At 70.5% G+C, this 25,109-nt stretch carries 20 protein-coding genes; 13 read left to right on the top strand and 7 right to left on the bottom strand.

Going from position 1 to position 25,109, the window contains the following annotated elements:
• The first annotated feature begins 34 nt into the window (after window positions 1–34).
• From DAERI_RS11340 to DAERI_RS11330, 3 genes are read left to right on the top strand one after another with little or no spacing between them, the layout of a single operon-like run.
• Entirely contained in the window at window positions 35–1,024 is a 990-nt protein-coding gene (locus DAERI_RS11340) for an ROK family protein (protein ID WP_201262742.1), read from the top strand.
• Window positions 1,021–1,620 (top strand): D-sedoheptulose-7-phosphate isomerase, encoded by a 600-nt coding sequence (locus DAERI_RS11335; RefSeq protein ID WP_103129539.1) that lies wholly within the window; start codon window positions 1,021–1,023, stop codon window positions 1,618–1,620. Before DAERI_RS11340 ends, DAERI_RS11335 begins: the two co-directional genes overlap by 4 nt.
• Window positions 1,617–4,058 (top strand): alpha-mannosidase, encoded by a 2,442-nt coding sequence (locus DAERI_RS11330; protein WP_103129538.1) that lies wholly within the window; start codon window positions 1,617–1,619, stop codon window positions 4,056–4,058. The genes DAERI_RS11335 and DAERI_RS11330 overlap by 4 nt, the downstream gene beginning before the upstream one ends.
• A gap of 579 nt (window positions 4,059–4,637) precedes the next feature.
• On the opposite strand, the gene DAERI_RS11325 is transcribed toward DAERI_RS11330, so the two are convergent.
• The gene (locus DAERI_RS11325) at window positions 4,638–5,582 is read right to left on the bottom strand and encodes a glycosyltransferase (RefSeq protein WP_103129537.1); all 945 of its coding nucleotides are present in this window, start codon (window positions 5,580–5,582) and stop codon (window positions 4,638–4,640) included.
• A 284-nt stretch (window positions 5,583–5,866) separates the two neighbouring features.
• Here DAERI_RS11325 and DAERI_RS11320 point away from each other — a divergent pair, with 284 nt between their 5' ends.
• The 3 genes from DAERI_RS11320 (at window position 5,867) to DAERI_RS11310 (ending at window position 10,311) form a co-directional block, all read left to right on the top strand.
• Window positions 5,867–7,132 carry an ABC transporter substrate-binding protein gene (locus DAERI_RS11320; RefSeq protein WP_165794172.1) on the top strand — a complete coding sequence of 422 codons (1,266 nt, stop codon included), beginning with the start codon at window positions 5,867–5,869 and terminating at the stop codon, window positions 7,130–7,132.
• Between the two features lie 106 nt (window positions 7,133–7,238).
• A complete protein-coding gene (locus DAERI_RS11315) occupies window positions 7,239–8,741 on the top strand; it encodes a sulfatase (protein WP_103129535.1) in 1,503 nt (500 codons plus the stop codon).
• An 85-nt stretch (window positions 8,742–8,826) separates the two neighbouring features.
• Window positions 8,827–10,311: a sulfatase family protein gene (locus tag DAERI_RS11310; protein WP_103129534.1), complete on the top strand. Its 1,485-nt coding sequence runs from the start codon at window positions 8,827–8,829 to the stop codon at window positions 10,309–10,311.
• 219 nt (window positions 10,312–10,530) lie between these two features.
• Here DAERI_RS11310 and nagA read toward each other — a convergent pair whose 3' ends face one another.
• On the bottom strand, window positions 10,531–11,721 hold the full coding sequence (gene nagA, locus DAERI_RS11305; protein ID WP_103129533.1) for an N-acetylglucosamine-6-phosphate deacetylase: 1,191 nt from the start codon (window positions 11,719–11,721) through the stop codon (window positions 10,531–10,533).
• A 187-nt stretch (window positions 11,722–11,908) separates the two neighbouring features.
• Between nagA and DAERI_RS11300 the strand changes: the two genes are divergently transcribed.
• Complete coding sequence (locus tag DAERI_RS11300; protein ID WP_103129532.1) at window positions 11,909–13,027, top strand: phosphotransferase; 1,119 nt, start codon at window positions 11,909–11,911, stop codon at window positions 13,025–13,027.
• Between the two features lie 111 nt (window positions 13,028–13,138).
• Here DAERI_RS11300 and DAERI_RS11295 read toward each other — a convergent pair whose 3' ends face one another.
• On the bottom strand, window positions 13,139–13,876 hold the full coding sequence (locus DAERI_RS11295) for a MerR family transcriptional regulator (protein ID WP_103129531.1): 738 nt from the start codon (window positions 13,874–13,876) through the stop codon (window positions 13,139–13,141).
• A gap of 113 nt (window positions 13,877–13,989) precedes the next feature.
• Here DAERI_RS11295 and DAERI_RS11290 point away from each other — a divergent pair, with 113 nt between their 5' ends.
• The 3 genes from DAERI_RS11290 to DAERI_RS11280 are packed head-to-tail and all read left to right on the top strand — an operon-like array spanning window position 13,990 to window position 16,521.
• Window positions 13,990–14,973, top strand: coding sequence for an ABC transporter ATP-binding protein (locus tag DAERI_RS11290; RefSeq protein WP_103129530.1), 984 nt, complete (start codon window positions 13,990–13,992; stop codon window positions 14,971–14,973).
• Window positions 14,970–15,737, top strand: coding sequence for an ABC-2 family transporter protein (locus DAERI_RS11285; RefSeq protein ID WP_103129529.1), 768 nt, complete (start codon window positions 14,970–14,972; stop codon window positions 15,735–15,737). Before DAERI_RS11290 ends, DAERI_RS11285 begins: the two co-directional genes overlap by 4 nt.
• 1 nt (window position 15,738) lies before the next feature.
• Window positions 15,739–16,521 carry an ABC transporter permease gene (locus DAERI_RS11280; protein ID WP_103129528.1) on the top strand — a complete coding sequence of 261 codons (783 nt, stop codon included), beginning with the start codon at window positions 15,739–15,741 and terminating at the stop codon, window positions 16,519–16,521.
• 34 nt (window positions 16,522–16,555) lie between these two features.
• Here DAERI_RS11280 and DAERI_RS11275 read toward each other — a convergent pair whose 3' ends face one another.
• Both DAERI_RS11275 and DAERI_RS11270 read right to left on the bottom strand, forming a co-directional pair.
• Complete coding sequence (locus DAERI_RS11275; protein ID WP_103129527.1) at window positions 16,556–17,710, bottom strand: phosphotransferase; 1,155 nt, start codon at window positions 17,708–17,710, stop codon at window positions 16,556–16,558.
• A 72-nt stretch (window positions 17,711–17,782) separates the two neighbouring features.
• Complete coding sequence (locus DAERI_RS11270) at window positions 17,783–18,652, bottom strand: helix-turn-helix transcriptional regulator (RefSeq protein ID WP_103129526.1); 870 nt, start codon at window positions 18,650–18,652, stop codon at window positions 17,783–17,785.
• A gap of 83 nt (window positions 18,653–18,735) precedes the next feature.
• Between DAERI_RS11270 and DAERI_RS11265 the strand changes: the two genes are divergently transcribed.
• Window positions 18,736–19,488, top strand: coding sequence for a phytanoyl-CoA dioxygenase family protein (locus DAERI_RS11265; RefSeq protein ID WP_103129525.1), 753 nt, complete (start codon window positions 18,736–18,738; stop codon window positions 19,486–19,488).
• Window positions 19,489–19,673: 185 nt separating this feature from the next.
• On the opposite strand, the gene DAERI_RS11260 is transcribed toward DAERI_RS11265, so the two are convergent.
• On the bottom strand, window positions 19,674–21,341 hold the full coding sequence (locus tag DAERI_RS11260) for an FAD-dependent oxidoreductase (RefSeq protein ID WP_103129524.1): 1,668 nt from the start codon (window positions 21,339–21,341) through the stop codon (window positions 19,674–19,676).
• 89 nt (window positions 21,342–21,430) lie between these two features.
• The gene (locus DAERI_RS11255) at window positions 21,431–22,477 is read right to left on the bottom strand and encodes a GGDEF domain-containing protein (RefSeq protein WP_103129523.1); all 1,047 of its coding nucleotides are present in this window, start codon (window positions 22,475–22,477) and stop codon (window positions 21,431–21,433) included.
• A 488-nt stretch (window positions 22,478–22,965) separates the two neighbouring features.
• On the opposite strand from DAERI_RS11255, the gene DAERI_RS11250 reads away from it, so the two are divergent.
• Entirely contained in the window at window positions 22,966–23,397 is a 432-nt protein-coding gene (locus DAERI_RS11250; RefSeq protein ID WP_103129522.1) for an HU family DNA-binding protein, read from the top strand.
• A 279-nt stretch (window positions 23,398–23,676) separates the two neighbouring features.
• Window positions 23,677–25,098: a M16 family metallopeptidase gene (locus DAERI_RS22590; protein ID WP_201262741.1), complete on the top strand. Its 1,422-nt coding sequence runs from the start codon at window positions 23,677–23,679 to the stop codon at window positions 25,096–25,098.
• The last annotated feature ends 11 nt before the right edge of the window (window positions 25,099–25,109 follow it).

Genomic DNA, 25,109 nt, shown 5'->3' with positions numbered 1-25,109 from the left:
CTCTGTTCCAAGCTTAAACGTACAGGAGGCACCCGTGCCCACGCTTCCGCTGGAGGCCATACCAAGCCATGTCCTGGCCATCGATATCGGCGGAACGAAGCTGGCCGCCGGGATCGTCGACGCCGCCGGGACGCTCCTCGATGTCGCCCGCACCCCCACCCACGTCGAGGAGGGCCCGGACCGGGTGCTGGGCCGCATCCTGGGCCTGAGCCGGACGCTCCTGGGGCGCAGCCCCGTGCCGGTGCAGAGCGTGGGCGTCGGCTGCGGCGGGCCGCTCGACACCGAGCGCGGCCTGGTCCAGAATCCCCCGAACCTGCCCGGCTGGATCGACTACCCCCTCGCCGGGCGCCTGCGCGAGGCCCTGGGGCTGCCCGTCGCGCTGGACAACGACGCCAACGCCGCCGCGCTGGCCGAGTTTCACTTCGGGGCCGGGCGCGGCACCCGGCACATGGTATACCTCACCGTCTCGACCGGCATCGGCAGCGGCCTGATCCTGAACGGGGAACTGTACCGGGGCAAGCGCGGCAACGCGGGCGAACTCGGTCACCTCCAGGTCCGGTACGACGGCGACCCCTGCAACTGCGGCGGGCGGGGCTGCCTGGAAGCCTACGCCTCGGGCACGGGCATCGCCCGCCGCGCCCGGGAGCGGGCCGCCCGGCACCCCGAGTCGCTGCTCGCGCGCCTGGCCCCGGACCCGCGGGACCTCACCGCCGAGACGGTCCTGACTGCCCTCCGGGCGGGAGACCCCGTCGCCCGGGAACTGTGGGACGAGACGCTCGACATCCTGGCCGCCGGAGTGGCGAGCATCGTGAACGCCTTTGACCCGGAGCGGGTTGTGATCGGGGGGGGCATCACCAATTTCGGCGAATTCCTGTTTCCACCCCTGCGTGAGCGGGTCGAGGGGCGCGCGATGCCCGCGCTGGTCTCCGGTGTCGACATCTGCCCGGCGGAACTGGCCGAGCACGTGGGAGTGCTGGGCGCGGCGGCGGTGGCCCTGCGGGAACGGCAGGAGGTTCTGGTATGACAGCAGCGCGGCATCTCCAGACCTACATCGACCGGCACCGCGAGGCGCTCGACCGGCTGGGTGATCTCGCGCCCGGGGTGACGGCGGCGGCCCAGGCCTGCGTCAGCGCCCTGACGAACGGCCACAAGCTCGTGACCTGCGGCAACGGCGGCAGCGCCGCGGACGCGCAGCACTTCGCGGCGGAACTGACCGGGCGCTACCGGCGCGAGCGCCGCCCCCTGCCCGCGCTGGCCCTGACCACCGACTCCAGCGCGCTGACCTGCATCGGCAACGACTACGCCTTCGACGAGGTGTTCGCCCGCCAGGTCCGGGCGCTCGTGGGGCCGGGCGACGTGCTGGTCGGCATCACCACCAGCGGCAACAGCGCCAACGTGGTCAAGGCCCTTGCGGCTGCGCGAGACCGGGGCGCCGTCACGGTCGCCCTGACCGGAGAAGCGGGCGGGGAGGCGGCCCGGCACGCGGACATCACCCTGAAAGCTCCGAGCAGCCGGACTGCACACATTCAGGAGATGCACATCCTGCTCATCCACGTGCTGTGCGAGAGCATCGACGACGCCTTCGTGGAGGACGACGTGGCCGAGGAAACCCCCGCATGACCACGGACGTGACACACGCCGTGTTCCACATGATCGGCAACGGCCACATCGACCCCGTGTGGCTGTGGAACTGGCCGGAGGGCTTTCAGGAGATCAAGGCGACCTACCGCTCGGCGCTCGACCGCCTGAGTGAACACCCCGACTTCATCTTCACCTGCTCGTCCGCCGGGCACCTCGCCTGGATCGAGGCGAACGAGCCCGAGATGTTCGCGGAGATTCAGGCCCGCGTCCGGGAGGGCCGCTGGGCACTCGTCGGGGGCTGGTGGGTGCAGCCCGACTGCAACCTCCCCGGCGGGGAGAGCTTCGTGCGGCAGGGTCTGTACGGCCAGCGCTTCTTCCAGTCGCGCTTTGGCCGCACCGCCGACACCGGGTACAACCCCGACTCCTTCGGGCACGCGGGCACGCTCCCGCAGATCCTGCTGAAAAGCGGCCTGACCCGCTACACCTTCATGCGCCCCGGCCCGCACGAGCAGGCGCTGCCGGGGCGCCTGTTCTGGTGGGAGGGGCCGGACGGCTCGCGGGTCCTCACCTTCCGCATCCCGTACGAGTACTGCACCTGGGGCAAGGACCTGGAGGCGCACGTCCGCAAGTGCATGACCGAACTCGGCCAGCCGGTCGACGAGCTGATGTGCTTTTACGGGGTGGGCAATCACGGCGGGGGTCCCACCCGGGAGAACCTCGCCTCCATCGCGCGCATGAACGGCGAGGAGGACCTGCCCGAGCTGCGCTTCAGCGACCCCAGCCGCTACTTCGACGCGGTGCAGGGCCGCCGGGTGCCGGTCTGGACCGACGAGTTGCAGCACCACGCGGTGGGCTGCTACGCGGCGCATTCCGGGGTCAAGCGCTGGAACCGCCAGGCGGAACTCGCGCTCGTGCGGGCGGAAAAGCTGGCGACGCTCGCCACGGCGGTCACCGGCCTCCCCTATCCGGGGGCGGACCTGGAGCGGGCCTGGAAGCGGGTGCTGTTCAACCAGTTCCACGACATCCTGGCGGGCAGTTCCATCGAGAGCGCCTACGAGGACGCCCGCCACGAGTACGGCGAGGCGCTCGCCACCGCCCAGCATGTCACCAACGCCGCCGCCTTGCGCCTGAGCTGGCGGGTGAGCATCCCCCAGCGGGAGGGCAGCAAACCCTACGTCGTGTTCAACCCGCACGCCTTCCCGGTGCGCCTGCCCGTCGAGCACGAGACCGGCGGGGTGCCGGAGAGCTTCACCGTCACCGACGAGGGGGGCCGCCCCATTCCCGCCCAGCGCATCCGGTCCGAGGCGACCGTCACCGGCTGGCGCAAACGCCTGACCTGGCTGGTGGACCTGCCCCCTCTCGGCTACCGCACCTATACCATCCTGCCCGGGGCCGCCCCCGAATTCCCGGCGGTGGAGGCCAGCGATACTCACCTGGAGAACGCCGCGTACCGGCTCGACATGGACCCGCAGACGGGGGGCATCGCGCGGCTGCTCGACAAGCGCGGAGAGGTGGACGTGTTCCGCGACACCGCCGCCGTCGGTCTGGTCCTGCGCGACGACAGCGACACCTGGAGCCACGGGGTCTTCCGGTATGGCGACCCCGTGGGCCGCTTCGCGGACGCGACCTGCACCCTGGTGGAGCGCGGCCCGGTGAGGAGCACGGTGCGCGCGGTGAGCCGTTACGGCGGCAGCACCCTGACGCAGGAGTTCTCCCTGTTCGCGGACCAGCCGTACGTGGAGGTGCGCGTCCGGGTGGACTGGCACGAGCGGCACCGGGTGCTGAAGCTGCACTTCCCGGCCCACCTGCTGGCCCCGCAGGCCACCTTCGAGGCGCCGTACGGCGTCACCACCCGGCCCACCGACGGCAGCGAGGAGCCCGGACAGCGCTGGGTGGACCTGAGCGGCGTCTTCCGCCCCACGGGCGCCGTCCGCGGCCTAACCCTGGTCAACGACGCGAAGTCCAGCTACGACACCCTGGACACGAACATTCGGCTGACGGTCCTGCGTTCCCCCATCATCGCCCACCACGATCCCTACGTCCCAAGCCAGGACGGCGACTACCGCTTCCTGGACCAGGGCGAGCAGACCTTCACATACTGGCTCTACCCGCACGAGGGCACCTGGCGGGAGGCCGGGGTTCCCCGCCTGGCCGCCACCCTGACCGAGCGCCCCGTCATCATTCCCGAGACGTACCACCCGGGACCGCTGGACCCGGCGGGGTCCTTCCTGTCGGCCGAGCCGGAAAACGTGCAGGTCACGGTGCTTAAACGCGCCGAGGACGGCCGCGGCCACGTCCTGCGCCTCGTCGAGACGCACGGCCAGCCGACCCGGGCGCACCTGACGCTCCCTTTTCTCGGGCGGGAACTCCGCACGCCGCTGGGCGCCTACGAGATCAAGACCCTTCTCATCCCCGACGGGGACGGCCCGGTCCTGACCCTGAACCTCACGGAGCTGGAGACGCTGGGGGAAGCGTGAGCCGGGGCAGGCCCTGACGCCGTCCAGGTCGGGCGTCCGGCTGTTCCCTTGCTGCTGGACTCAGGGCGGGAAGGAGGGTTTTGACGGCCACCAGAGGGCAGGCGGTGCCTGCCACCCCCCTCTGCAAGCAGCTCTGCGAGTCCCAGCCTCCCCCGCAAGGGAAGAGGGAGTCACAGCGCCAAAGCTTTAGCCCCTTAACAACCGTCTACTGTGGACGGCCCATTCCCACCCCTCGGCTCACGCTCGCACGGCCTTCACCACGCCTTGCTCGCGCAGCGAGACGGTGGGCACGCGGCTCAGCAAGCAACAAGATCAAACCTTGCGCGTCGAGAACACGACCTACTGGCGGAATGGGCGAGCCCCTTGCCGAGCGCAGCGGAAAGCTCCCCCCTCTACTTAGAGGAGAGACACGTCAGCGAGCTTGGCGTCAACGCGCGGGCCGCCCCGCGCGGCGGAGTCGTCGCCCCCGGTGGGGGTAGGGGGGTTGGGGGGGTGGGGGCAAACCGCAGCAAGATGCCCTGCCCCCAGCAGCGCCACACTTCACCCTGAAGGGAGAGACGGCCACGGCCCCTCGCCCCCTCAGCGCCCCGCCACATCCAGAAAAACCTCACTCCAGTCGTGGGCAAAGCGCCCGATCCCAAAGCGCTCCTGGGCGGTGCGGCGGGCAGCCTCCCCCAGTTCCCGGGCGTGCCCCGGCTCACGCAGCAGGAGCTGGCCGTACTCCACCACCCGGTCAACGTCGGTGTCCAGGTAGCCGCTGACACCGTGACGGACCGCCGTGACCATCTCCGTGGTCGCCAGCCCAACGATGGGCAGACCGACCATCATCGCCTCGCACACCGCTAGGCCCAGGCTGGTATAGCGGATGGGATTGAGGAAGAAGCGGTAACGGCCCTGCATCCGGTGCAGGTCCTCCAGATGCAGCGACCAGCCCCCGAACGCCTCCGCGTCCATGCCGGCGAGGTCAAGCGGCAGCCGCTCCCTCGCGCGCTGGAACACGTCGGCTCCGAGCCGCCGCCCCCTCAGCCGTAGGTTGTTGACGACGACCAGACCGCGTTCCAGCTCCCCCGTGTAGCGCGCGTCCGGCGGCACGATCACCCCGTGTTCGACGACCCGGGTGGGGGTGCGGCCCGGGTCCCACATCAGGTCGTTGAAGTGGGTGACGTGGACCAGCAGCACATTCGGATCGTCGACCGGATGCTTCGTGTCGGTCGGCGACTCGCGCGGCGGGTCGTGTTCCAGGTAGATGCGGGGCAGTTGCCGCTGGGCCTCGCTGAGCAGCTCGTACTGGTCGACCTCGTAGTGCCAGCGGCCCTGGAAGAGGATCACGTCGAACGGCGCGGACTTCACCTCCTCGGCGGGAATATCCCGGACGTTCCCACCCAGAAGGTCGTAGTCGCCCCGCCCACCGTACCCGTTCAGCCCACCCTCCTTGACCGGCAGGTAGAAGTCGTGGGGCGCCTGCGACAGGTAGTACATGTAGCTGCCATGCACCGGCCAGGTCAGGATACGAAGTCGACGCATCAAGGTCCCTCCAGGGGATGAACAACACAATTGGGCGGTCAGGAGCGTACCATATACTCGTCTTCCCCCCTTAGGCGGTCCTGGCCGGTTCAGATTCCCACCGGTATTTCTTGCGGTTTCGGGGGCCGTATGGGGGGCGCCCCCTCACCCGATGTTTCGCCGCCCATCACAGCGCCTTCCTGAGGGTGCCAAGGAACTCCACCGCCATATTGACGAATCTGGAATTTTTTAATAGTATGAAGTAAAGTACAATTGGGTTGCATCCACAGATGCAGGAGGAAGCTATGAATCGGAAGGTCCTCGTCATGACCGGTATGCTTATCGGCCTGAATGCCCTGGCGGCTCCCAGCCTGGCGCAAAGAGTCACGCTGCGCTTCTCGGCCCACTGGCTGAGTGAGCAGCGCCGCCCCACCATCAACCGCATCGTCGATACCTGGAACCAGCGCAACCCCAACGTCCAGGTGGAGTACACCGGCGTGCCCTTCGACCAGATCATCACCAAAACCCTCGCCGGGGTCGCGGCCGGGAACGCGCCCGACGTGGTCGTGATCGACATCCGCACCAGCAAGCAGCGCGCGGCCAAGAACCAGAACGTGAACATGAGCGCGCTGGGGGCCGATCAGCTCAAGAGCGGCTTTTATCCCAACCTGTGGGCCACCGGCACCTACAACGGCAAGCAGTACGCGCTGCCCTTCGTGACCGACACGCGGGTGCTGTTTTACAACAAGGACGCGTTCAAGGCCGCGGGCCTCGACCCCAACAAGCCGCCCAGGAGCTGGGACGACCTGTGGACCTACGCCGCCAAGCTCGACAAGAAGGACGGCAACCGCTGGACGCGCATCGGCTTCCACCCGAACTTCGGTGACTTCGGCTACGACGGCTGGGTCACCAACGCGGGCGGCTCGTTGTGGGACGCGGGCTACGACAACCCGCGCATCAACAACCCCACCGCCGTGAAGGTGCTGGCGTGGATGAAGAAGTGGAACGACAAGTACGGGGCGGCCAACGTCGCCGCCTTCAAGGCCTCCTTCGGCGGCGGGGCGCAGGACGAGTTCATGTCCGGCAAGGTGCCCATGGTGGTCCGCAACGGCAACTACCTCAGCACCCTGAAGCAGTACGCCCCGAACCTGAACTTCGGGTTCGTGGCGGTCCCGACCGAGGACGGCAAGCAGGACGGCAACAGCTCGTGGGGGGGCGGCTTCAACATCGAGATTCCCCGCGGCACCGACCATCCCAAGGAAGCGTTCGCCTTTGCCCGGTACCTCGCCACCGAGGGCGCCAAGATCTGGGCCGCCGAGCAGAACGACCTGCCCGGCTATCAGGTGGCGCGGCTGGCGAACAAGAACCCCAACTTTCTCAAGCTCGCGGGCAACCTGAAGTACACCTTCGTGAGCGTCGCGCCGATCTACGGCGCCGGGGTGGACACCGTCGTCAGCAAGGCGGTGGACGACGTGCTGCTGCGCGGCAAGGACCCCAAGGCGGCGCTGGACGAGGCCCAGGCCACGGCCACGAAGATGGTGACCGAGGCGCAGCGGAACGCCTCGCGCTGAGTCCCCCGAAGCCTTGAAATGAAGCACCTGAATTGACAGACAGAAGTGGCGGGGCCCGGCGCTCCGCCACTTCTCTTTCACGCTTCCCGAGATCAGGACGGAGCCCATGCCCCGGAACGTCATCCTCATTCAGATCGACTCGCTCAATCGGCACTTTCTGCGGACGTACGGCAATGGCTGGGTCCAGACGCCCAACCTCGACGCGTTTGCCCGGCGGGCCGTCGTCTTCGACCGGCACTACACGGGCTCTCTGCCCTGCATGCCCGCCCGGCGGGAAATCTGGGCGGGCGTGGAGGAATTCTGGTGGCGCGGGTGGGGCCCTCTGGAGCCGTGGGACGAGCCCATCGCCTACCACGCGAACCGCGCGGGCATCACCACCGGGCTCGTCACCGACCACTACCACTTCTTCGAGTGGGGCGCGCACAGCTACCATCACGACTTCGCCGGGTACGAATTCATCCGCGGGCACGAACACGACAATCACGTCACCGCCCCGCTGCGGGAGGAGCCCGCCTGGGCACGGCGGATGGTCGCCGAGCACGGCGAGGGTGCCCGCATCTACCTGCGGAACGTCGCCTCCTTTCGGGACGAGGCGGATTTCTTCGGGCCAAGGGTGATGGACGCCGCGGCCCGCTGGCTCGACCGGAACCACATGCTGGAGCGTTTTTACCTGCACGTGGACAGCTTCGACGTGCACGAGCCCTTCCATATCCCCGAGCCCTACCGCAGCCTGTATACGGACGAGGCGCCGGAGGACTTCAACCCCTGGCCCCGCTATGGCCGCAGTGACGTGGGCGAACTCGCCCTGAGCGAGCGGGAACTGGGCTGGGTCCGCGCGCAGTTCGCCGGGAAGCTCACGATGGTGGACACCTGGCTGGGCCGCGTGTTCGACGCCCTGAGCCGACATAACCTGTGGGAGGACACTGCCGTCATCATCACGACGGACCACGGGCACTACCTGGGGGAACATGGGCGCATCGGCAAACCCGCGAGCCCGCTGTGGAACACCCTGACCCATATTCCCCTGCTGGTGTGGTGCCCCGGACAGCCCGCGCGGCGGGAGGGGGCGGTCACGCAGACGGTGGACCTGCACGCCACGGTGCTCGACCTGCTCGGCCTATCCAGCCCCGCGCCCCACTCCCGCTCCTTCCTGCCCGTGCTGCTCGGCCAGCGTTCCACGCACCGTGACCTGGCCGTGTATGGGTACGCCAACGCGCGGGTCGGCGTCACGAACGGCGAGTGGACGCTGCTGCGGGACCACGACCCCGAACTCGGCGCGGCCCACTGGTACTCGCTTCAGGTGGGTCAACTCGACTACCGCAGCCAGCCCGCGCGGCAAAACCGGCCCACCGTGTTCCCGGACCTGGTGGCCGGACAGTTCATTCCCGGCGTGCGGACCCCCCACTGGCGGATGCCCGCCCGGTCGGGCGATATCCGGCACCTGCCGCCCCGCCGAGAAGACCTGCTGTACCGGGCGGACGACGCGGAGCAACTCCGGGACCTGCGGGCCGAACACCCCGGCGAGGTCCGGCGGCTGGAGGACCAGTTGAGGGCGTATATGTTGCACCTCGGTGCCCCGGAGGAACAGTTCGCCCGCCTGCGGCTGTGAGCCCCAGGGCTGGAAGCAGGGAGAACGCCGGTCCGCTCAACTCCACGCCCAAGAACCGGACCCACCGGGCGGCAAGAAAGGCACGATGAACCCGCCTAATATCCTGCTCATCACCACCGACCAGCAGCGGCACGACGCCGTCGGGGTCAACGGCAGCCCCTTTCTGACGACGCCGAATCTGGATGCCCTCGCCTCGGAGGGGGTCAACTTCGAGCGCTCGTACTGCCCGAACGCCGTGTGTACCCCGTCGCGGCTGTCCCTGATGACGGGCCTGTTCCTGTCCCGTCACGGCGGGTACAACATCGGCACGACGGCGCCCGACAAGACGCGCTTCCTGAGCGCCATGCTCCGCGCGGGCGGCTACCGCACCCACCACATCGGCAAGGCGCACTGGCACCCCTGGAACGAGGACAGCCCCGAGAAGGCGCCGGTGGACGAACTCGGCACGCCCTGGCGCGACTTCGTCGGCTTCGACACGGCCGAGGTCGCCACCGGGCACGTCACCTGGGGCGTGAGTCGGCACTACGCCCGCTGGCTGGAGCGGCGGGGCATTAATCCGGCCCAGTACAACCGCATCACCCGCCTCTTCGAGTACGACCCCAACGAGACGGGGGCGTGGGGGATGCCGACCGCGTACCACAGCGGCGCCTGGATCGTCGAGCGGGCGGCGGCCTTTCTGGAGGGGCACGACGCCCGCCAGCCGTTCTTCCTGAATCTCGGCTTTCAGGACCCGCATCACCCCCACGCGGTCCCCTTCGACTTTGAGGCCCGGGTGGACGAGGCGGCCCTTCCCCCGCCGATCTCCAGCGCCGGGGACCGCAGCACGCCCGAGCCCATCGAGCTGCTGCGGTCTGGGGGCATCAATGCCAGCCGCTACCGGGGACCCTTCGAGGTGGCGGGCAACAGCGGCGCGCACGACTGGAAGGCCTATTTCGCGGACGAACGCCGCTCGCGGGCCACCCGCGCGCACTACTACACGATGGTGAACCTGATCGACCGGCAGGTGGGCGAGGTGCTGGGCACGCTGCGGCGCTGCGGGTACGAGCGGGACACCATCGTGGTCTTCACCTCCGACCACGGGGACATGCTGGGGGACCACGATATCGGCCAGAAGGGTCCCGTGGCCTACGAGAGCGTGCTGCGGGTGCCGCTGATCCTGCGCTACCCGGCGGGGTTCGGCGCGGATACGCTTGCCCACCCGGTCTCGCTGGTGGACCTCTACCCCACCCTGCTGGGCTACGCGGGGCTCCCCTGCCCGCCCGTGGACGGCCTCGACCTGCGCCCGTACCTGGAATCCGGCGAGGTGCCCGCGCGCCCCGGCGTCCGCGCCGAGTACAAGGAAGAACCCGACCGCCTGCGGTACAAGGCCTGGATCACCGAGCGGTACAAGCTGGTGGTGTACCCGGGCGAGACGTTCGGCGAGCTGTACGACCTGGCCGCGGACCCGCACGAACACGTCAACCGCTTCCACGACCCCGACTTCACCGGGATCAAGGCCCAGTTGCTGCTGGAGATGATCGGGGACATGGAGCGGTCCGAGCCCATCAGCGAGCGGCCAAGCCGGGTGTAAGCAAGGATCGCATACCGGGACGTTCTCCGGGGTATCGGGATTCTGCGGCGCTGGGCTGGTGTGCCCGTTCACCCCCACCCAGCCTCCCCCCTCAAGGGGGAGGAGCAAAAGACCGTGTTCCAGAGCGATTTCCTGGAGCCTGGAGTTGGGAAGTGACCAGAACTTCCCGGACCATCGGGAACTCATCCCGGGTGTGCCTGAGTTGACCTCGGGTATCTGTCAGGCCGAGGGCGGCGGGGGACGGTCGGCCACCTCGCCACCAGCCTGAAACACCATCCGCCCCCCGATCATCGTCCAGCACACCCGGTAGTCCTCGTCGAGCAGCGCCAGGTCCGCGTCCGCGCCGACGGCGATGCGGCCCTTGTGCGGCAGGCCGAGCAGGTCGGCGGGGGTGGTCGCGGCCATCGTGACGGCGTCCACCAGGGGAATGCCGATCCCGACAGTGTTCCTCAGCGCCCCGTTCATGGTCACGGTGCTGGAGGCCAGCGTGCCGTCTGCCAGGCGAGCCACGCCGTCCCGCACTGTCACGGCATGCCCGCCGAACGAATACTCCCCGTCGCCCAGGCCCATCGCCTGGAGGGCGTCGGTGATCAGGACCATCCCGCCGGGTCCCTTCAGCCGGTGCATCAGGCGCACGGTGGCGGGATGGAGGTGGACGTGGTCCACGATGGCCTGCACGCTGACGTGCGGCGCCTCGAACGCGGCGACGATCAGGCCGGGGTCGCGGTGGTGGATGGGCCGCATCCCGTTGAAGCAGTGCGTGACGTGGCTGGCGCCGTGCCGGAAGGCGGCCAGCGCCTCGTCGTAGGTCGCGTCCGAGTGGGCGACGGCGACGATCACCCCGCGCTCCCGCAGGAAAGTTGTCAGTTCCAGGCCGCCGGGCAATTCGGGCGCCAGCGTGACCATTCGGAGCAGCGGCCCGGCGTGGTCCAGCACCTGCCGCATCTCCGGGAGGCTGGGGTGGCGCAGAAAGGCCTCGTTCTGCATGCCCTTGCGCTTCACGTTCAGGTAAGGGCCCTCGGCGTGGATTCCGGCGATGGCCGCCCCCGGCTCCTGGCCGATCACCTCCCGCACGCGGTCCACCAGCCGCAGCAGCGCCTCCAGGGTGGAGCTGACGGACGTGACGAGAAAGGACGTGCAGCCGGTCGCCGCGCAGGCGCGCGAGACCCCCTCGATGCTCGCGCGCCTGCCGTCCATCATGTCGTGCCCGCTTGCCCCGTGGATATGCACGTCAATCAGGCCGGGGATGAGCAGCCCTCCCCCGCCGTCCAGGACAGGCGAAGCGTCCTCCCGGGGCGCCGGGCCGGTTGCTACCGCGGCGATCCGCCCACCCGCGACCCGAACGGCGCCGCCCTCCATCAGGCCCGCCTCCGCCACCACGCGCACATTCTCGATCCACAACTCCCGCACCCGAGCCCCCCTGCCCGGCTTTTCCCGGAGACGCCGTCCACCCGGAGGAAAAGTACGGAGGGGGCGCTGACGGGCGCCGCGCGTTCACCACACTACTCCCCGAGCCCGCTCAAGAACACGTCGGGCGTTGCCGTCAACCGCCCGTACAATGCCGCATGGCCCGCCATCACCCGCCCCGGGTGCGTCCGTGACCCCCGTGCTGCGCGACGCCTCGGAGGTCACCCCCCAGGTCCTCTCGGCCATCCTGCGCCGGGAAGGGGTCCTCGGGCGGGACGGGGTGCTGGGCGTGCGGTCCCGGCGCAATCCGGCGTTCAACTCCCGCACCTGGCACCTCGACGTGTCGTACGGCCACCCGGACGGGGCCGGGCCGACGAGCCTGCTCCTCAAGGCCAACGTCCCCGAGCCGTGGGCGAGGCGGGCGGGGCAGCGCGAAGTCGCCCTGTATGACCTCGCGCGCATGGTGCCGGGCCATCCCGACGTGCTCGTGCGCGCGTTCGATACGGCGTTCGATCCCTCCTCACAGGACTCGCACCTGTTGCTGCTCGACGTGTCCGGGACGCACGACGTTGCCCTGTCGCGCGAATTGCAGCTCACGCCGGGCCGCAATGTGCCAGGGGACGGCGTGCTCACGGCCTGCGTGACGGCCCTCGCACGACTTCAGGCCTTCTGGTGGCAGCATCCGCTCCTGGGCGGCGAGGTCGTCCAGCTTCCGGTGTGGTGCCGCGATGAGGACGCGCTCGTGGGGGCCGTGGAGCGGCGGCGACAGGCCTTCGAGGCGCTACGGGACGTGGAGGGCGGCGAGGTCGGGCCGCGCCTGCTGCGCCTCTACGAGCGGGTCTTCGGGGGCTTATCCCACGTGTGGAGGACGCACCTGCTGCCGCGTGTTCGGAGCGGCCGGGCCCTGACGCTCGCGCACGGGGACGCCTACCCCTCAAATTTCTTCGTGCCGAAGGGGGGCGTGGACGCGCCGACGTTCATCATCGACTGGCAGAGTCACGAAGCGTGGATGGGCGCGCAGGACCTGGCGACGATCTGCGCGACGTTCTGGACGCGCGAGCAGCGCCTCGCAGGGGACCGGGAGCGCGGGGTGCTGCGCCTGTACCTGGACACGTTGTTCGCCTCGGGCGTGCGGGGATACGGGTGGGCGGACCTCGTGGCGGACTACCGCCTCGCGCTCGTGTACTGGCTGCTCGTGCCGCTGCAAGACCGCCTGGACGGCGCGGAGCGGTCCTACTGGCTCACGAAGATGACGTGCCTCGAAGGCGCCTTCGAGGACTGGGAGGTGGAGGCGCTGTTCGGCGGATGAGTCCCAACTGGCCGCCATTCTGGGATCGGGGCCGCGCGGGCGGCAGATCAGAACGCGGGCAACCTCGCGGCTCAAGGTGACGCTGATCGTGTCCGACTCCGACCTTGAGCTTCAGGTCTTCCCCAAGACCGGTCCAGCTTCAGGACCCCCATGCCATTCCAGGTACGCCCACAGGGCGGCGGTCGCGGCCACGCACTTGCGCGTGTCCTCGTCGAGTTGCGTCAGCCGGGCCTGGGCCGCGCCGAGTACGTTCTCCAGCCGTCCCGTGCTCACCTCGTCGAGAACGCGGCGCACCGAGGCGAAGTCGTAGCCCGCGCGGCGCAGCAAGGCCACGATCTCCACCTGGCGGAGCCGGGGGGCGTCGTACAGGCGGTAACCCGTCCGCGGGTCGCGCAGAGGGACCACCAGGCCGCGCGTTTCCCAGTAGTGCAGGGTGGACACCTTCTCGCCCACGTGCCGCGCGGCCTCCCCGACCCTCAGGGCGCTGGGCCGACCCCGCGGCAGCCGCAGCCTCGCCGGGGCCGCCCGGCTGGTCACGTTCAGGGCCTCTATCGTCGCCAGCACCTCGCCCCGGCGGCGGTGGAGCCCGGCGTGCCGCCGGTCCGCCTCGCGCAGGGCGCCCACGAGGTCGCCCGCGTGGACTGCCCGCATGACCTGCAACGCGATCTTCCACGAGTAGCCCCCGCGCAGCACCCGCGCCGTGAGGAGGGCGTCGAGGTGTCGGCCCTCGTACCGCCGCTGACCGCTGGCCGTGCGGTCCACCGGGGGCAGGAAGCCCCAGTGTTCGTACTGCCGCACGCCCTGCACCGAGAGCCCCGAGGCGCGCGCCAGGTCCACCGTCCGGTACACCCCTCAACATAAACCCTCGACTGCCAGTGAAGGGATAGGGCATCTTCTCCTCGCTCACAGCGCGCCAACCCTCCACGCTTGCCTGCGGGTGGCACGCTGGAATCAGGAGGCGTATGGCGAACATCGAGGTGAGCAGCCTGAGCATGACCTACCGGGTGCCGGTTCGGGGGGCTGGCTTAAGGGCGGCACTCGGGGCCCTTACCCGCCCGCAGTTCCGCGAGGTTCCCGCCGTGCGGGGTGTGAGCTTTCAGGTGGGGCAGGGGGAAATCGTCGGCTTTCTCGGCCCGAACGGGGCGGGCAAGACCACGACGCTGAAGATGCTCGCGGGGGTCCTGACGCCCACGAGCGGGAACGCCCAGGTTCTCGGTCACACGCCCTGGCGGCGGGAGGCGGCCTACCTGCGGCGGGTCGCCATGATTCGCGGGAGTCGGCCCCTCGCCGCGCCCGGCGAACTCACGGTCCTCGACGCCCTGCGCTTTCAGGGGCGGGTGTACGACGTGCCCGACCGGGAGTTCCGGGCCAACCTGGCGGAGTTGACCGACCTGCTACACCTCCAGGAGTTGCTGCCCCGACAGGTGCGCGCCCTGTCGCTGGACGAGCGGATGCGCTCGGGCCTGGCGTTCGCGCTGCTGTACCGCCCACAGGTCCTCTTCCTCGACGAGCCCACCATCGGCCTCGACGTGGGGGCCGTGGGGATGATCCGGTCGTTCCTGAGCGGGTACGGGCAGCAGACGGGCGCGACCATCGTGCTGACCAGCCACTACATGGCGGACGTGGAGGCGCTGTGTTCCCGCGTGATCCTGATCGACAAAGGCGAGATCAGGCACGACGGCGACCTCGCGGCGCTCTCGGCCCGGCTGGCGCCCCACAAACTCCTGCGGCTGACCCTGGCCCCCACCGGGCCGATTGAGTGGAGCCGCTACGGGGAGGTGGAGGCCGAGGACGGGGAGACCGTCACCCTGCGGGTCCGCCGCTCGGACGTGCCGGGCGTGACCGCGCGCCTCCTCGCCGAGCTGCCCGTGCTGGACCTGAGCGTGCGGGAGCCGCCGCTGGAGGGTGTGCTGGCCCAGGTGTACCGGGAAGGGGTGGGGGCATGACCCGCACCCTCGCCCTGCTGGGCGCCTACGTCTGGCGCTTCACCTTGCAGTGGTCGGCGGGCCGCAGCTTCCTGGTCACGCTCGTGGCGAATCAGGCGGTGGGGCCGCTCGTCAGCCTCGCGGTGTGGTCGGCGGCGCTGCCCGGGCGGGGCGACGTGTCCGCCTACTTCGTGGCCCTGCTCCTCACCCGGCTCGTGACGGTGTCCTACGAGAACCACACCTTCGCCAACGGTATCTACGGGGGCGAGATCGTCGATGACCTGCTGCGCCCGCACGCCGTGGTGATCGCCCCGCTGGGGGAGAACCTGGCCGTCCGGGTCTGGCATCTCGGGCTGGGCGTTCCGCTGGTGCTGCTCGCCCTTCTCCTCGCGGGGGTTGCGTGGCAGCCCGCGAACCTGGCCCTGTTCGTCCCGGCGGTCCTGCTCGCCGCGGCCCTGCGGTTCGTGGTGACGTTCACGCTGTCCCTCGCGGCCCTGTGGGGTGGACGGGCGCACGGCCTCGTCAGCCTGGGGGACACGCTGATCTTCCTGCTGGGGGGCGGGGCCTTTCCGGTCGCCCTCCTGCCCGGGCCGTGGAGGGATGTGCTGGGTTCGCTGCCGTTCTGGGCAATGAACGGCTGGCCCGCCGAGGTGCTGTCCGGCACGCCGAGCACCGGTTTCTGGTGGGGGCTCGGGGGGCAGGTCGCGTGGCTGGGCGTGGCCCTGCTGGTGCTGCGCGGGGTGTGGCGGGCCGGGCTGCGGCGCTACGCGAGCGTGGGGGGATAACGTGAAACTCATCCGACTGTTTCTCGGGATCGTCTCCGTGTCCCTCCAGCGGGAGGCCGCGCACCGCGGCAACGTGGTGTTTCAGGCCCTGCTCGCGGCCGTGTCGGTCTTCGCGGGCCTGGCGACGCTACGCGTCATCTTCTCGTTCACGGCGTCCCTGGCGGGCTGGACCCTCGACGAGACGGTCGTGCTGTACGGCACCTTCCTGATCGTGAGCGGGGTGATGGGGGCTTTTGTGGAGCCCAACCTCGGCTTCTTCGCGGGGAGGCTGCGAAGCGGCGACTTCGACGACGTGCTGCTGCAACCGGTGCCCAGCCTGTTCCTGGCGACCCTGGCGACCTGCTCGCCCTGGGCGCTGCTCACGGCCCTGCTCGGCGTGGGGACGCTGGGGGTGGGCGTGGCGAACTTGGGGGACAGCGTGACGGTCCTCGGGGGCCTCACGTACGGGCTGCTCCTCGGGGCCGGAGTCGTGGTCGCCTGGGCCTCCCGCGTCCTCCTCGCGGCGCTGGCCTTCTGGGCGCCGGGGCTGGAGCCGTCCATCTTCTACGGGGCGTTCTGGCAGCTCGGCAGCTACCCGGTGAGCATCTACTCACCCCCCGTCCGCGCGGTCCTCACGAGCGTGGTGCCCGTCGCCTTCATCGCCACGGTGCCCGCGCGGGCCCTGACCAGGACGGGGGACCTGGGCCTGGTCGCCGGGGGCATGGTGGCCGCGGTGGTGGCCTTCGCGCTCGCGGTTCTGGTGTGGGGCGCGGGGCTGCGGCGCTACACGAGCGCGACGAGTTGAGCGGGGGCAGGAGGTGGACGGCGCTCGCCCGACCTCACGGCAGCCCCGCGAGCCAGCGGGCCTCGGCGCCCAGGGACAGCAGAAAGGCCATGCCCCGGCCCCACCCCTCCAAGGACCGCTCCAGCGACCAGCCGCGCTTTTCTCCCCACTGCCCTACCCTTCGTCCCGCCGCACCCTCCGCCGCCAGCTCCGCGACGAGCAGCCGGACCACGGTGGCCGTGCGGAGCGCCGCTGCCGCCGTGTAGCCCAGCCGCGCCTCCTCATGCGAGACGCCGGGCCGCTGCGAACGGACCCCCCGCCAGTACGCGGCGAACCCGGCCTCGTCGAGCTGTCCGCACTCCGCAGGATCGGCGTAGAACCGGCAGAGGTTCAGGAAGTGCATCATGGCGAGGTCGGCGCCGAGGGGGCCGACTCCCAGGCTCTGCCAATCGAGGAAGACCGTCTCCACCGTCCCGTCCGACCGCATGTGCGAACGCAGGTTGAACCGCCCCGGATCGAGGTGGCAGAGCGTGTGCGGCAATCCCCCCACCGCCCGGGTCAGGCCCTCGTAATCGGCCTCAAGCTGCTCCAACTCCCCAAGCACGGGCTGGGGGAAGGCGAGGCGCACCAGCGGACGGTCCCAGGTCCTGGCGAGACGCACCGCGCGGGTCTCCTCGCGGTCCTCGGCCGGATCGAAGGAGGCCCACCAGTCCCGCCACAGCCAATCGGGACTCTCTGGGGGGTCGGCGGGATGCGCTCCACTAAACTCGCCGAGGTGCCGGGCGGCGAGCGCATGACGATCCAGCGGCCAGACCTCCGGCGTGTCGTCCGGCACGTCCTCCAGCCACAACTGGATGCGGTCGGGTGCGGGACGGGTGAGGTGCAGGAGGCGCGCGGGACGGAATCCGCCCGCCGCGTGCAGGAGACCGGACGTGTACGCCAGCGCCTCCCGTTCCCAGTCGGACCCGGCTGACGGGTCACCCGCCGGATCGGGTTGCAGGGTTTTGAGAATGAGCGACCAGGACTGCGTGTGGGAGCCGTTCGTGCTCGTGCCCCGCAGCCGCTGGAGGCCGTGCGTGACCTCACTCACGACTCGCCAGGCCACCGGCTCGGCGGCGACGTGGAGGAGGCGCAGGTTCGGCTCCCCGGTGAGCTGACGCGCGGCCTCCACGATGTCCACGGCAAGGAGGCCGGGCGGAAGGCTGGACATGCCCCATGCTACGGGGCCTCCCCTTCAAGGCCAGACCGCGAGCCAGAGAGGCAACCCGTGTCTCCCCAGCGGTCAGTTCTCACCCCCCGGCTGGTAGGGCGCGACGGCGGCGCGGGCCGCGAGGCGAAAAGCCCCCGGCGGCCTGCCGTAGCGCCGCTTGAACAGCCGGTAGAAGTGGGACAGGTTCTCGAAACCGCACCCCGAGGCAATATCAATCACCTCGGCAGGGGTGGTCGTGAGGAGTTCCGCGGCCCGCACCAGCCGCCGCTCGTTCACCAGTTCCGTGGGGGTCAGGCCGTGAATGTCCCGCACGACCCGCGCCAGGTGTGTCGCGCTGACCCCCGAGAGTTCGAGCAGCCGCGGCACCCCGGCACGCAGGTGCTCGGGCTCGCGCAGCCTGTCCAGGGCGCGGGACAGCCAGGGAGGCCCGACAGGCTCAATCGCCGCCGGTCCCGGCCCCAGCAGCGGCAGGACCGCGCCGAGGAACCGGCACAGCGCGAGCGCGTCGGGCGACTGTGCATACGCCCGCAGCGCCAGGCGAAAGGCTTCGGCGCACTCGCCCCGCCGCTCGGTGGACAAGGCGACGGTCGGCGGCCCCTCAACAGCCGACCACTGCCCCAACGTCCCCTGAAGTCCAGCCCAGGCGATGAAGTCACGCCAGGCACGGTCAGGAATTGCCACATTCACGAAATGAAGCTGGTCGTCCGGCGCCGCCTCGATGGCGTGCTCGTCCTCCGGCCTCACCAGCACGAGGTCGCCGGGGATCAGCGGGAAGACCCTTCCGCCCACCAGATGGGTTCCCGCGCCCCCATTCACCACGAAGAGTTCCCAGAAGTCGTGGCGGTGGGCGGCCACCCCCCGGCCCGGGCGGGCGAGGACGACCGCCGCGTGAAAGACCCGCCCGGGCGCGACCCGCTCGAATTGAAGGCGGGGCACCGTCATGTCGACACAGTACAAAGCCCGTTTCCTGCCCGCAAGACGGGGCAGCGCCTGCGCTCCTAAGCTGGGCCTCTGGAGGCAAAGGGATGACGAACGAGGCGAACAAGGCGGGCCGTCTCACCCCCGGGCAGATCGAGCAGTACGAGCGCGAGGGCTACACGCTCTTTCACCAGCCGGTGTTCGCGCCGGAGAAGTTCGAGCGGCTGAGGGCCATCTTCGAGGAGAACCTGGAGCGGTACGGGGCGGCGAACCTCGACATGCCGCACACCCGGGACGAGCGCCTGCTGGAATTCCTGCTCGCGCCGGAGGTGCTCGACCTCGTCGAACCGCTGACCGGGCCGAACATCGGGCTGTGGGCCAGCCACTTCATCTCCAAGGAGCCGCGCACGGGCAAGGCGACGCCCTGGCATGAGGACAGCGCGTACTGGGAGGGCCGCATCTCGGACATGGCGGGCATCTGCACCGTCTGGCTGGCCCTGGACCGCGTCTTCCCGGAAAACGGCTCGATGGGCGTCCTGCCGGGCACCCACACGAACGGGTTTTCCGAGTACGAGAAGGAGGGCAAGGAGGAGAACTTCGCGGGCTTCGAGCAGCGGATCAGGCCCGAGGCCATCGACGAGAGCAAGGCCGTGTTCTTCACCCTGGAGCCCAACGAGGCCAGCCTGCACGAGGCACGGATCGTTCACGGCGCGCGGGCGAATACCTCCGACTTCCGCCGCGCCGGGTACACCATGCGGTACTTCCCCACCACCGCGCGGATCATCCCGGAGCGAAATCCCGGGCACAAGCTGTGGCTGGCGCGCGGGGTGGACCTGGCGGGCAACACCTACGAGAACTGACGCGTGTTCTGCCGGGGACAGCCGGGGAAGGTTCAGGGACGGCGCACGTGGAGGGCGGAGCGCAACAGGGGTGTTCTTCTGAGTGCAACTGGAGCGTTCCACCCCACGCTCAGGGCGGCAGGCCTTGTAAGCCTCGCCCCATCCGGCGGGAACTCCCACAGGGAGCAGCGACAGGCAGCGGGAAATTACGGCGCGCGGTTGTCCGGCTCACCCAGGGCGAGGTACTGGTGGATCAGGGCAATCGCCATGCTGCCCTCCCCCACCCCGGACGCCACCCGTTTGATTGAGCCGCTGCGGACATCCCCCGCCACGAAGACGCCCGGCACACTCGTTTCGAGCAGGAAAGGGTCGCGCCCGAGCGGCCAGCGTTCACGCGGAACGCCCCGCCCCGCCTGAACGTACCCGCGCCCGTCGCGGGCGACCACCTCCGGCAACCAGTCCGTGCGCGCGTCCGCCCCGATGAAGACGAAGAGGGCGTCGGTCTCGACCTCCTCCTCGCGCCCGGTGACGGTGTCGCGCACTGTGATGCCCGAGAGGTGGGTCTGCCCGTGGAGCGCCACGACCTCGCGGTTGACGCAGAGCCGGACGTTCGCCTTGCCCCGAAGCTGGTCGATCAGGTACTGGGACATGCCCTTCTCCACCCGGTCGGCGCGAATCAGCAGGGTGACGCGCCGCGCGTAGTTGGCGAAGTACATCGCCGCCTGCCCGGCCGAGTTGCCGCCGCCGATCAGGTACACGTCCTTGCCGCGGGTGGAGGGGGCCTCGGTCCTGGCCGCCCCGTACCACACCCCCCGCCCGGTCAGGGTTCCCGCCCCGGGCAGGGGCAGCGTGCGCCACTCGACCCCGGTGGCGAGCACGACCGTCCGGGCCCGCACCTCCTCGCCGCCGTCGAGGACCACCGTGTGCGCGTCCGCGCCCGGGCGCAGGGCGGTCGCCTCGCGGGTGGTGACCACCTCGGCGCCGAAGCGGCGGGCCTGGCGCAGGGCGCGGGCGCTCAGCTCGTCCCCGCTGAGCCCGGTGGGAAAACCCAGGTAGTTCTCGATGCGGCTGCTCGCCCCCGCCTGCCCGCCCGGGGCCTGCTTCTCCACCAGCAGGGTACACAGCCCCTCGGAGGCCCCGTAGACCGCCGCCGCCAGCCCCGCCGGGCCGCCCCCCAGGATCACCACGTCGTACTCGGCGCGCCCGGGGGTGACCTGCAGGCCGACCCGCCCGGCGAGTTCGCGCGGGCGGGGGCGGCGCAGCACCGTCCCGTCCGGCAGCACCACGGCGGGCAGGGCACCCCCGGCGACCTCCGCCGGAATCTGCGCCGCCAGGGTGGGGTCCCCCGGGTCGAGCCAGCGGAAGAGAACCTGGTTGCGCGACAGCAGCTCGCGCAGCCCGTAGCACGCCAGGTCGTCGCTGCCGCCGACCAGGAGCGCCATGTTCTGCGGCGCCTCCACCGCGAAGCGCTGCAGGTCCCCCACCCGCCGGGCCATGTTGCGCAGAATCCGCGAGGCCACCGCGTCCGAGCGGGCGAGCAGGGTGTGAAAGTCGGGCGCCTCCAGACGCACCACACGCGCGGGCGCGAGGGCGCGCAGGTTGGCGACGGCCCCCGAGCCCAGCAGCAGGGGCAGCTCGCCGAACGAGTCGCCGGGGCGGTAGGTGTTGATGACGTGTTCCTCGCCGCCCGCCGTCTTGGTGACCTCCAGGTCACCCTCCAGGAGGACGAAGAAGGCGGGGGTGTCGCCCTCCTGCACCAGCCACTCGCCGGGATTGAGCCGCACGTCGGCGGCGGCCTGGGCGACCTCGTGCAGGGCGGTCTCGCCGAGGCCAGCAAACAGGGGAACAGCGCGCAGGACATCGGGGGTGATCATGGGGTCCTCCGGGGCGAAGGGCCCGGAAGGGGCCGGGCCGTCCCCACCGTAAGGCCGGGGGCCGCCGGAGAAAACGGCCTGGGACACCCCTAGCGGGCGGGCGGCGCGCCCTCCTCCTGGCTGCGCTTCTTGTGCCGGTACATGGCGCGGTCGGCCCGGGACAGCCACCCACTCGCCGACTCCCCCGGCTGATGGCGCGCCGTCCCCACGCTGGCCCCCGCCTGGGGATACGTTTTGCGGACCCCCCGGGTCACGTCCTCGACCAGGCGCCGGGCCTCCTCCGACCCCGCGCCCGGGAGCAGCAGCGCGAACTCGTCCCCGCTGATCCGGTAGGCGCGGCCCGCCGAGACGGTGTTGCGGGCAAAGCCCAGGGCGAAGCGGCGCAGCAGGTCGTCCCCCGCGGCGTGCCCCAGGGTGTCGTTCACCCGCTTCAGGCCGTCCACGTCGATCACCGCGAGCAGGACTCCGCCCGGCTCCCCCTGCACGGTGCGGTCCAGGTCCTGCTCCAGCGCCCGGCGGTTGGGCAGCCCGGTCAGGGCGTCGCGGTGCGCCAGGTCGTACATCGCCTGCATCCCGGCCTGGGCCTGCGCGAGCTGATCCCGCGTCAGGCCGAAGGACCGCAGCACCAGGATGAGCGAGCCGTGGGCAAAGAGCAGGGTGAGGGGCAGGGCGGCCCCGTCAAAGGCGCCCACCCCGCCCAGGGTGCGCGCGGAATGCGGCAGCGTGCCGAGGACAAAGGCGGCGAGCGCCGCGCCCGACCACAGGCTGGCGGCGCGCGGGGGGTAGCGCACGAAGAAGAAGACGTAGATGATCGTCGTGTACAGAATGATGGAGAGCCGCACCAGGGGCGTGGCGGGGTGCCCCGGCAGGACATACAGGGCGACCAGCCAGCCCGTCAGGAGCGTCACCGCGTAGGTCAGGGGCGCGGCCCGCAGCAGGCCCGACCTCAGCCGGGGGGGACCGCACAGGGCGAGCAGGTCGAACGCCACGATAAAGGCCAGGATGGCCGAGTAGATCGGGGTGGTGCGGTGGAGCGTGGTGAGGATCGCCACGACGACCAGCGCGGCCAGCAGCGGCACCCACAGGAGAATCTGGGGCGGCTCGACCCGGCGCAGCCAGCCCAGGGCGCCGCGCATCAGGGCCGCTCCTGCCGGGTCCGCGCAGGGAACGGGGGGGCGCCGGGCCGCCGGGGGCCGGGGAGAGTGGTGGAAGTCAGCATCGGAGCCTTTGCCATAGGAGGTGTGGGACGGACGCGACCAGACCTTCGGCTCCCCCCTGGACCCGCTGTCATCGCCAGGGAAACGGTATCCGGCAAAGCGTCACTGCTTCGGCACAAATGAGGCGTGGGCGTCTTGAGCAAAGCGAACCAAACGCCTCAGGATCGGCCCACACGGGCTTTTCGAGCCGCAATGCCCCTGATGGGGGTATACCGGCGGGCAAGCCGTCAGGACCGGGGTGCGGCGTGCGGACCTGCGACCGCACCGGGATCACGGGCCACAGGTTGCCATGCGCGGCGGGGGTGACGAGCAGCAGCCGGGCCAGCTTGAGCAAGTCTGAAGTGTCGCCCGCGTCGCCTTCCCCTGGCCGGGCACTGGCCCGCAAGATGGCGGGAAGGAGGCTCCCTATGGCGCAGAAGAACGAGAAGCTCAAGAAGGCCAAGACGCAGACGCTGCTCGACGACGCCACCCTCGCGGCGGCGGGCCAGGGGGACCCCGCCGTGAACGCCCCCGTTACCAAGACGGGCGCCCGGGATGTCGGGCGGCTGGGGAAGGCCAACCTCGCCGAACACGTCGCCAAAAACACCAGCCTGAGCAAGGGGCAGGCCAACCTCGCCGTGGACGCCATGATCGGGGCGGTCGTCGAGGCCCTGCGCCAGGGGCAGAGCGTGGGGCTCCCGGGCCTGGGCACGCTCTCCGTGCGCGAGACGGCGGCCCGCAGCGGGGTCCGGCCCGGGACGAGCGAGCGCATCCAGATTCCGGCGGGGCGCAAGGTCGCGTTCAAGGCGGCCACCACGCTGAGGGGCAGCCTGGGCGGGGGCTCGGGGGAGGGGGCCTGACGGACGGCGGGGCCCTCGGTCCGCATCTGCCGGTTCACAGACGCGCTGGGGTGGAAGTGGCGACGCTTCCACCCCAGCGCGGTTTGTCCGCGACGACGAGCAGGAGCCGCCGCCGCCGGGCAAGTGGCTCAGGGTGAGCTCCAGTCCACCGGGCCCGACCGTGCCGGGCCGGCTCCTGACCACTGCCCCGGAAACTCACGGGAGGACCCCACCGGTAAGGCTCCCGCCCCGGGGCCTGCCCGCCGGATATGCTGGTGACCACACCACCCCGGAGGAGCCATGAAACAAATCCTGCTGACCGCCGCCCTGCTGCTGTCCGGGGTACCCGCCCTGGCCCAACAGAGCCAAGCCTCGACCACCGCGCCCGTGCCCCAACTGACCGCCGGGGTGCGGCGCACGGTGCTGGACAACGGCCTGACCGTGCTCACCAAGGAGGTGCGCGGGGCGCCGGTGGTCAGCGTGCGGGTGGAGTACAAGATCGGCTCGCGCAACGAGGCGCCGGGCGTGAACGGCATCGCGCACCAGCTCGAACACATGATGTTCAAGGGCACCACGGACCGCCCGGTGCAGTTCGGGCGGCTGCTCTCGGCGCTGGGGGCCGATTTCAACGCGACCACCTTCTACGACCAGACGAGCTACTTCGAGACGGTGGAGCGCGAGAAGCTGAACGCGGTGCTGGCGCTGGAGGCCGACCGCATGGTGAACGCGCAAATTGACCCCGAGAAGCTCGCGGGCGAGCGCAACGTGGTCCTCTCCGAGATCGAGGGCGACGAGAACAGCCCCGAGTACCGCCTGGGCCGCGCGGTGCAGGCCGCCGCCTTCCCCAACTCGCCCTACGGCCTGACGGTGGGCGGCACGCGGGGGGACATCGAGGGCTTCACCGCCGACAAGGTGCGCGCCTACTACAAAAAATACTACTCGCCCGAGTACGCCACGCTGGTGATCGTGGGCGACTTCGACACGAAGGCGGCATTGGACGCCGTGCAGGCCAATTTCGGGGGGCTGGGCACGCCGGGCACCCGGCCAGTCGTCACCTCCGCGCCGCTGGCGGGGCCGACGGTCGAGGCGACCCTGGGCAACCCGCACCCCAGCGCCCCCATCGTGCTGCGGGAGGCCGGGGCCACGCCGCTGATGCAGGCGGTATACCCGCTGCCCGGGATCTACAGCCCGGACGTGCCCGCCCTGAGCGTGCTCGACAACATCCTGCTCTCGGGCCGCACGAGCCGCCTCTACCAGGCGCTGTTCGAGAGCGGCCTGGCCGCCGACGGCGGGACTCTGCCCTCCACCTTCCGGCGCGGCGGCTGGTACGACTTCAGCTTTACGCCCGCCCCCGGCAGGACGCCGCAGGAGGTGGACGCGGCGCTGCTGGCCGTCCTGGGGGAGATGCGGGGCGCCCCGCCGAGCGCCGAGGAGGTCGCCCGCGCGCGCACCCAGATCACCGCCCGCGCGGTGCTGGGCACCACGTCCTTGCAGGCGCAGGCCGCGCAACTGGGCTACGACGCCACGACCGCGAACGACTACCGCTTCACGGACAAGTTCCTCCAGGCCGTCTCCCAGGTGACGCCCCAGGACGTGCAGCGGGTGGCGCAGAAGTACCTGCAAGACAGCAGCCGCACCGTGGGCTATTTCGAACCCACCGAGGCGCAGGCCGGGCAGGAGAGCAGCGCCCCCCCCAAGCGGCGGCACCCAGGAGGCCTTTAACGCCGGGCCCC

Source organism: Deinococcus aerius (assembly GCF_002897375.1).
Classification (GTDB): Bacteria; Deinococcota; Deinococci; order Deinococcales; family Deinococcaceae; genus Deinococcus; species Deinococcus aerius.
The sequence above is the reverse complement of the archived record's forward strand: the minus strand, read 5'-3'. Positions and strand labels throughout refer to the sequence as shown.

Coding starts and splice junctions, on each gene's coding strand:
- DAERI_RS11335 (WP_103129539.1), top strand. CDS start 1,021: ATGACAGCAGCGCGGCATCTCCAGACCTACATCGACCGGCACCGCGAG.
- DAERI_RS11330 (WP_103129538.1), top strand. CDS start 1,617: ATGACCACGGACGTGACACACGCCGTGTTCCACATGATCGGCAACGGC.
- DAERI_RS11325 (WP_103129537.1), bottom strand. CDS start 5,582: ATGCGTCGACTTCGTATCCTGACCTGGCCGGTGCATGGCAGCTACATG.
- DAERI_RS11320 (WP_165794172.1), top strand. CDS start 5,867: ATGAATCGGAAGGTCCTCGTCATGACCGGTATGCTTATCGGCCTGAAT.
- DAERI_RS11315 (WP_103129535.1), top strand. CDS start 7,239: ATGCCCCGGAACGTCATCCTCATTCAGATCGACTCGCTCAATCGGCAC.
- DAERI_RS11310 (WP_103129534.1), top strand. CDS start 8,827: ATGAACCCGCCTAATATCCTGCTCATCACCACCGACCAGCAGCGGCAC.
- DAERI_RS11290 (WP_103129530.1), top strand. CDS start 13,990: ATGGCGAACATCGAGGTGAGCAGCCTGAGCATGACCTACCGGGTGCCG.
- DAERI_RS11285 (WP_103129529.1), top strand. CDS start 14,970: ATGACCCGCACCCTCGCCCTGCTGGGCGCCTACGTCTGGCGCTTCACC.
- DAERI_RS11275 (WP_103129527.1), bottom strand. CDS start 17,710: ATGTCCAGCCTTCCGCCCGGCCTCCTTGCCGTGGACATCGTGGAGGCC.
- DAERI_RS11270 (WP_103129526.1), bottom strand. CDS start 18,652: ATGACGGTGCCCCGCCTTCAATTCGAGCGGGTCGCGCCCGGGCGGGTC.
- DAERI_RS11265 (WP_103129525.1), top strand. CDS start 18,736: ATGACGAACGAGGCGAACAAGGCGGGCCGTCTCACCCCCGGGCAGATC.
- DAERI_RS11260 (WP_103129524.1), bottom strand. CDS start 21,341: ATGATCACCCCCGATGTCCTGCGCGCTGTTCCCCTGTTTGCTGGCCTC.
- DAERI_RS11255 (WP_103129523.1), bottom strand. CDS start 22,477: ATGCGCGGCGCCCTGGGCTGGCTGCGCCGGGTCGAGCCGCCCCAGATT.
- DAERI_RS11250 (WP_103129522.1), top strand. CDS start 22,966: ATGGCGCAGAAGAACGAGAAGCTCAAGAAGGCCAAGACGCAGACGCTG.
- DAERI_RS22590 (WP_201262741.1), top strand. CDS start 23,677: ATGAAACAAATCCTGCTGACCGCCGCCCTGCTGCTGTCCGGGGTACCC.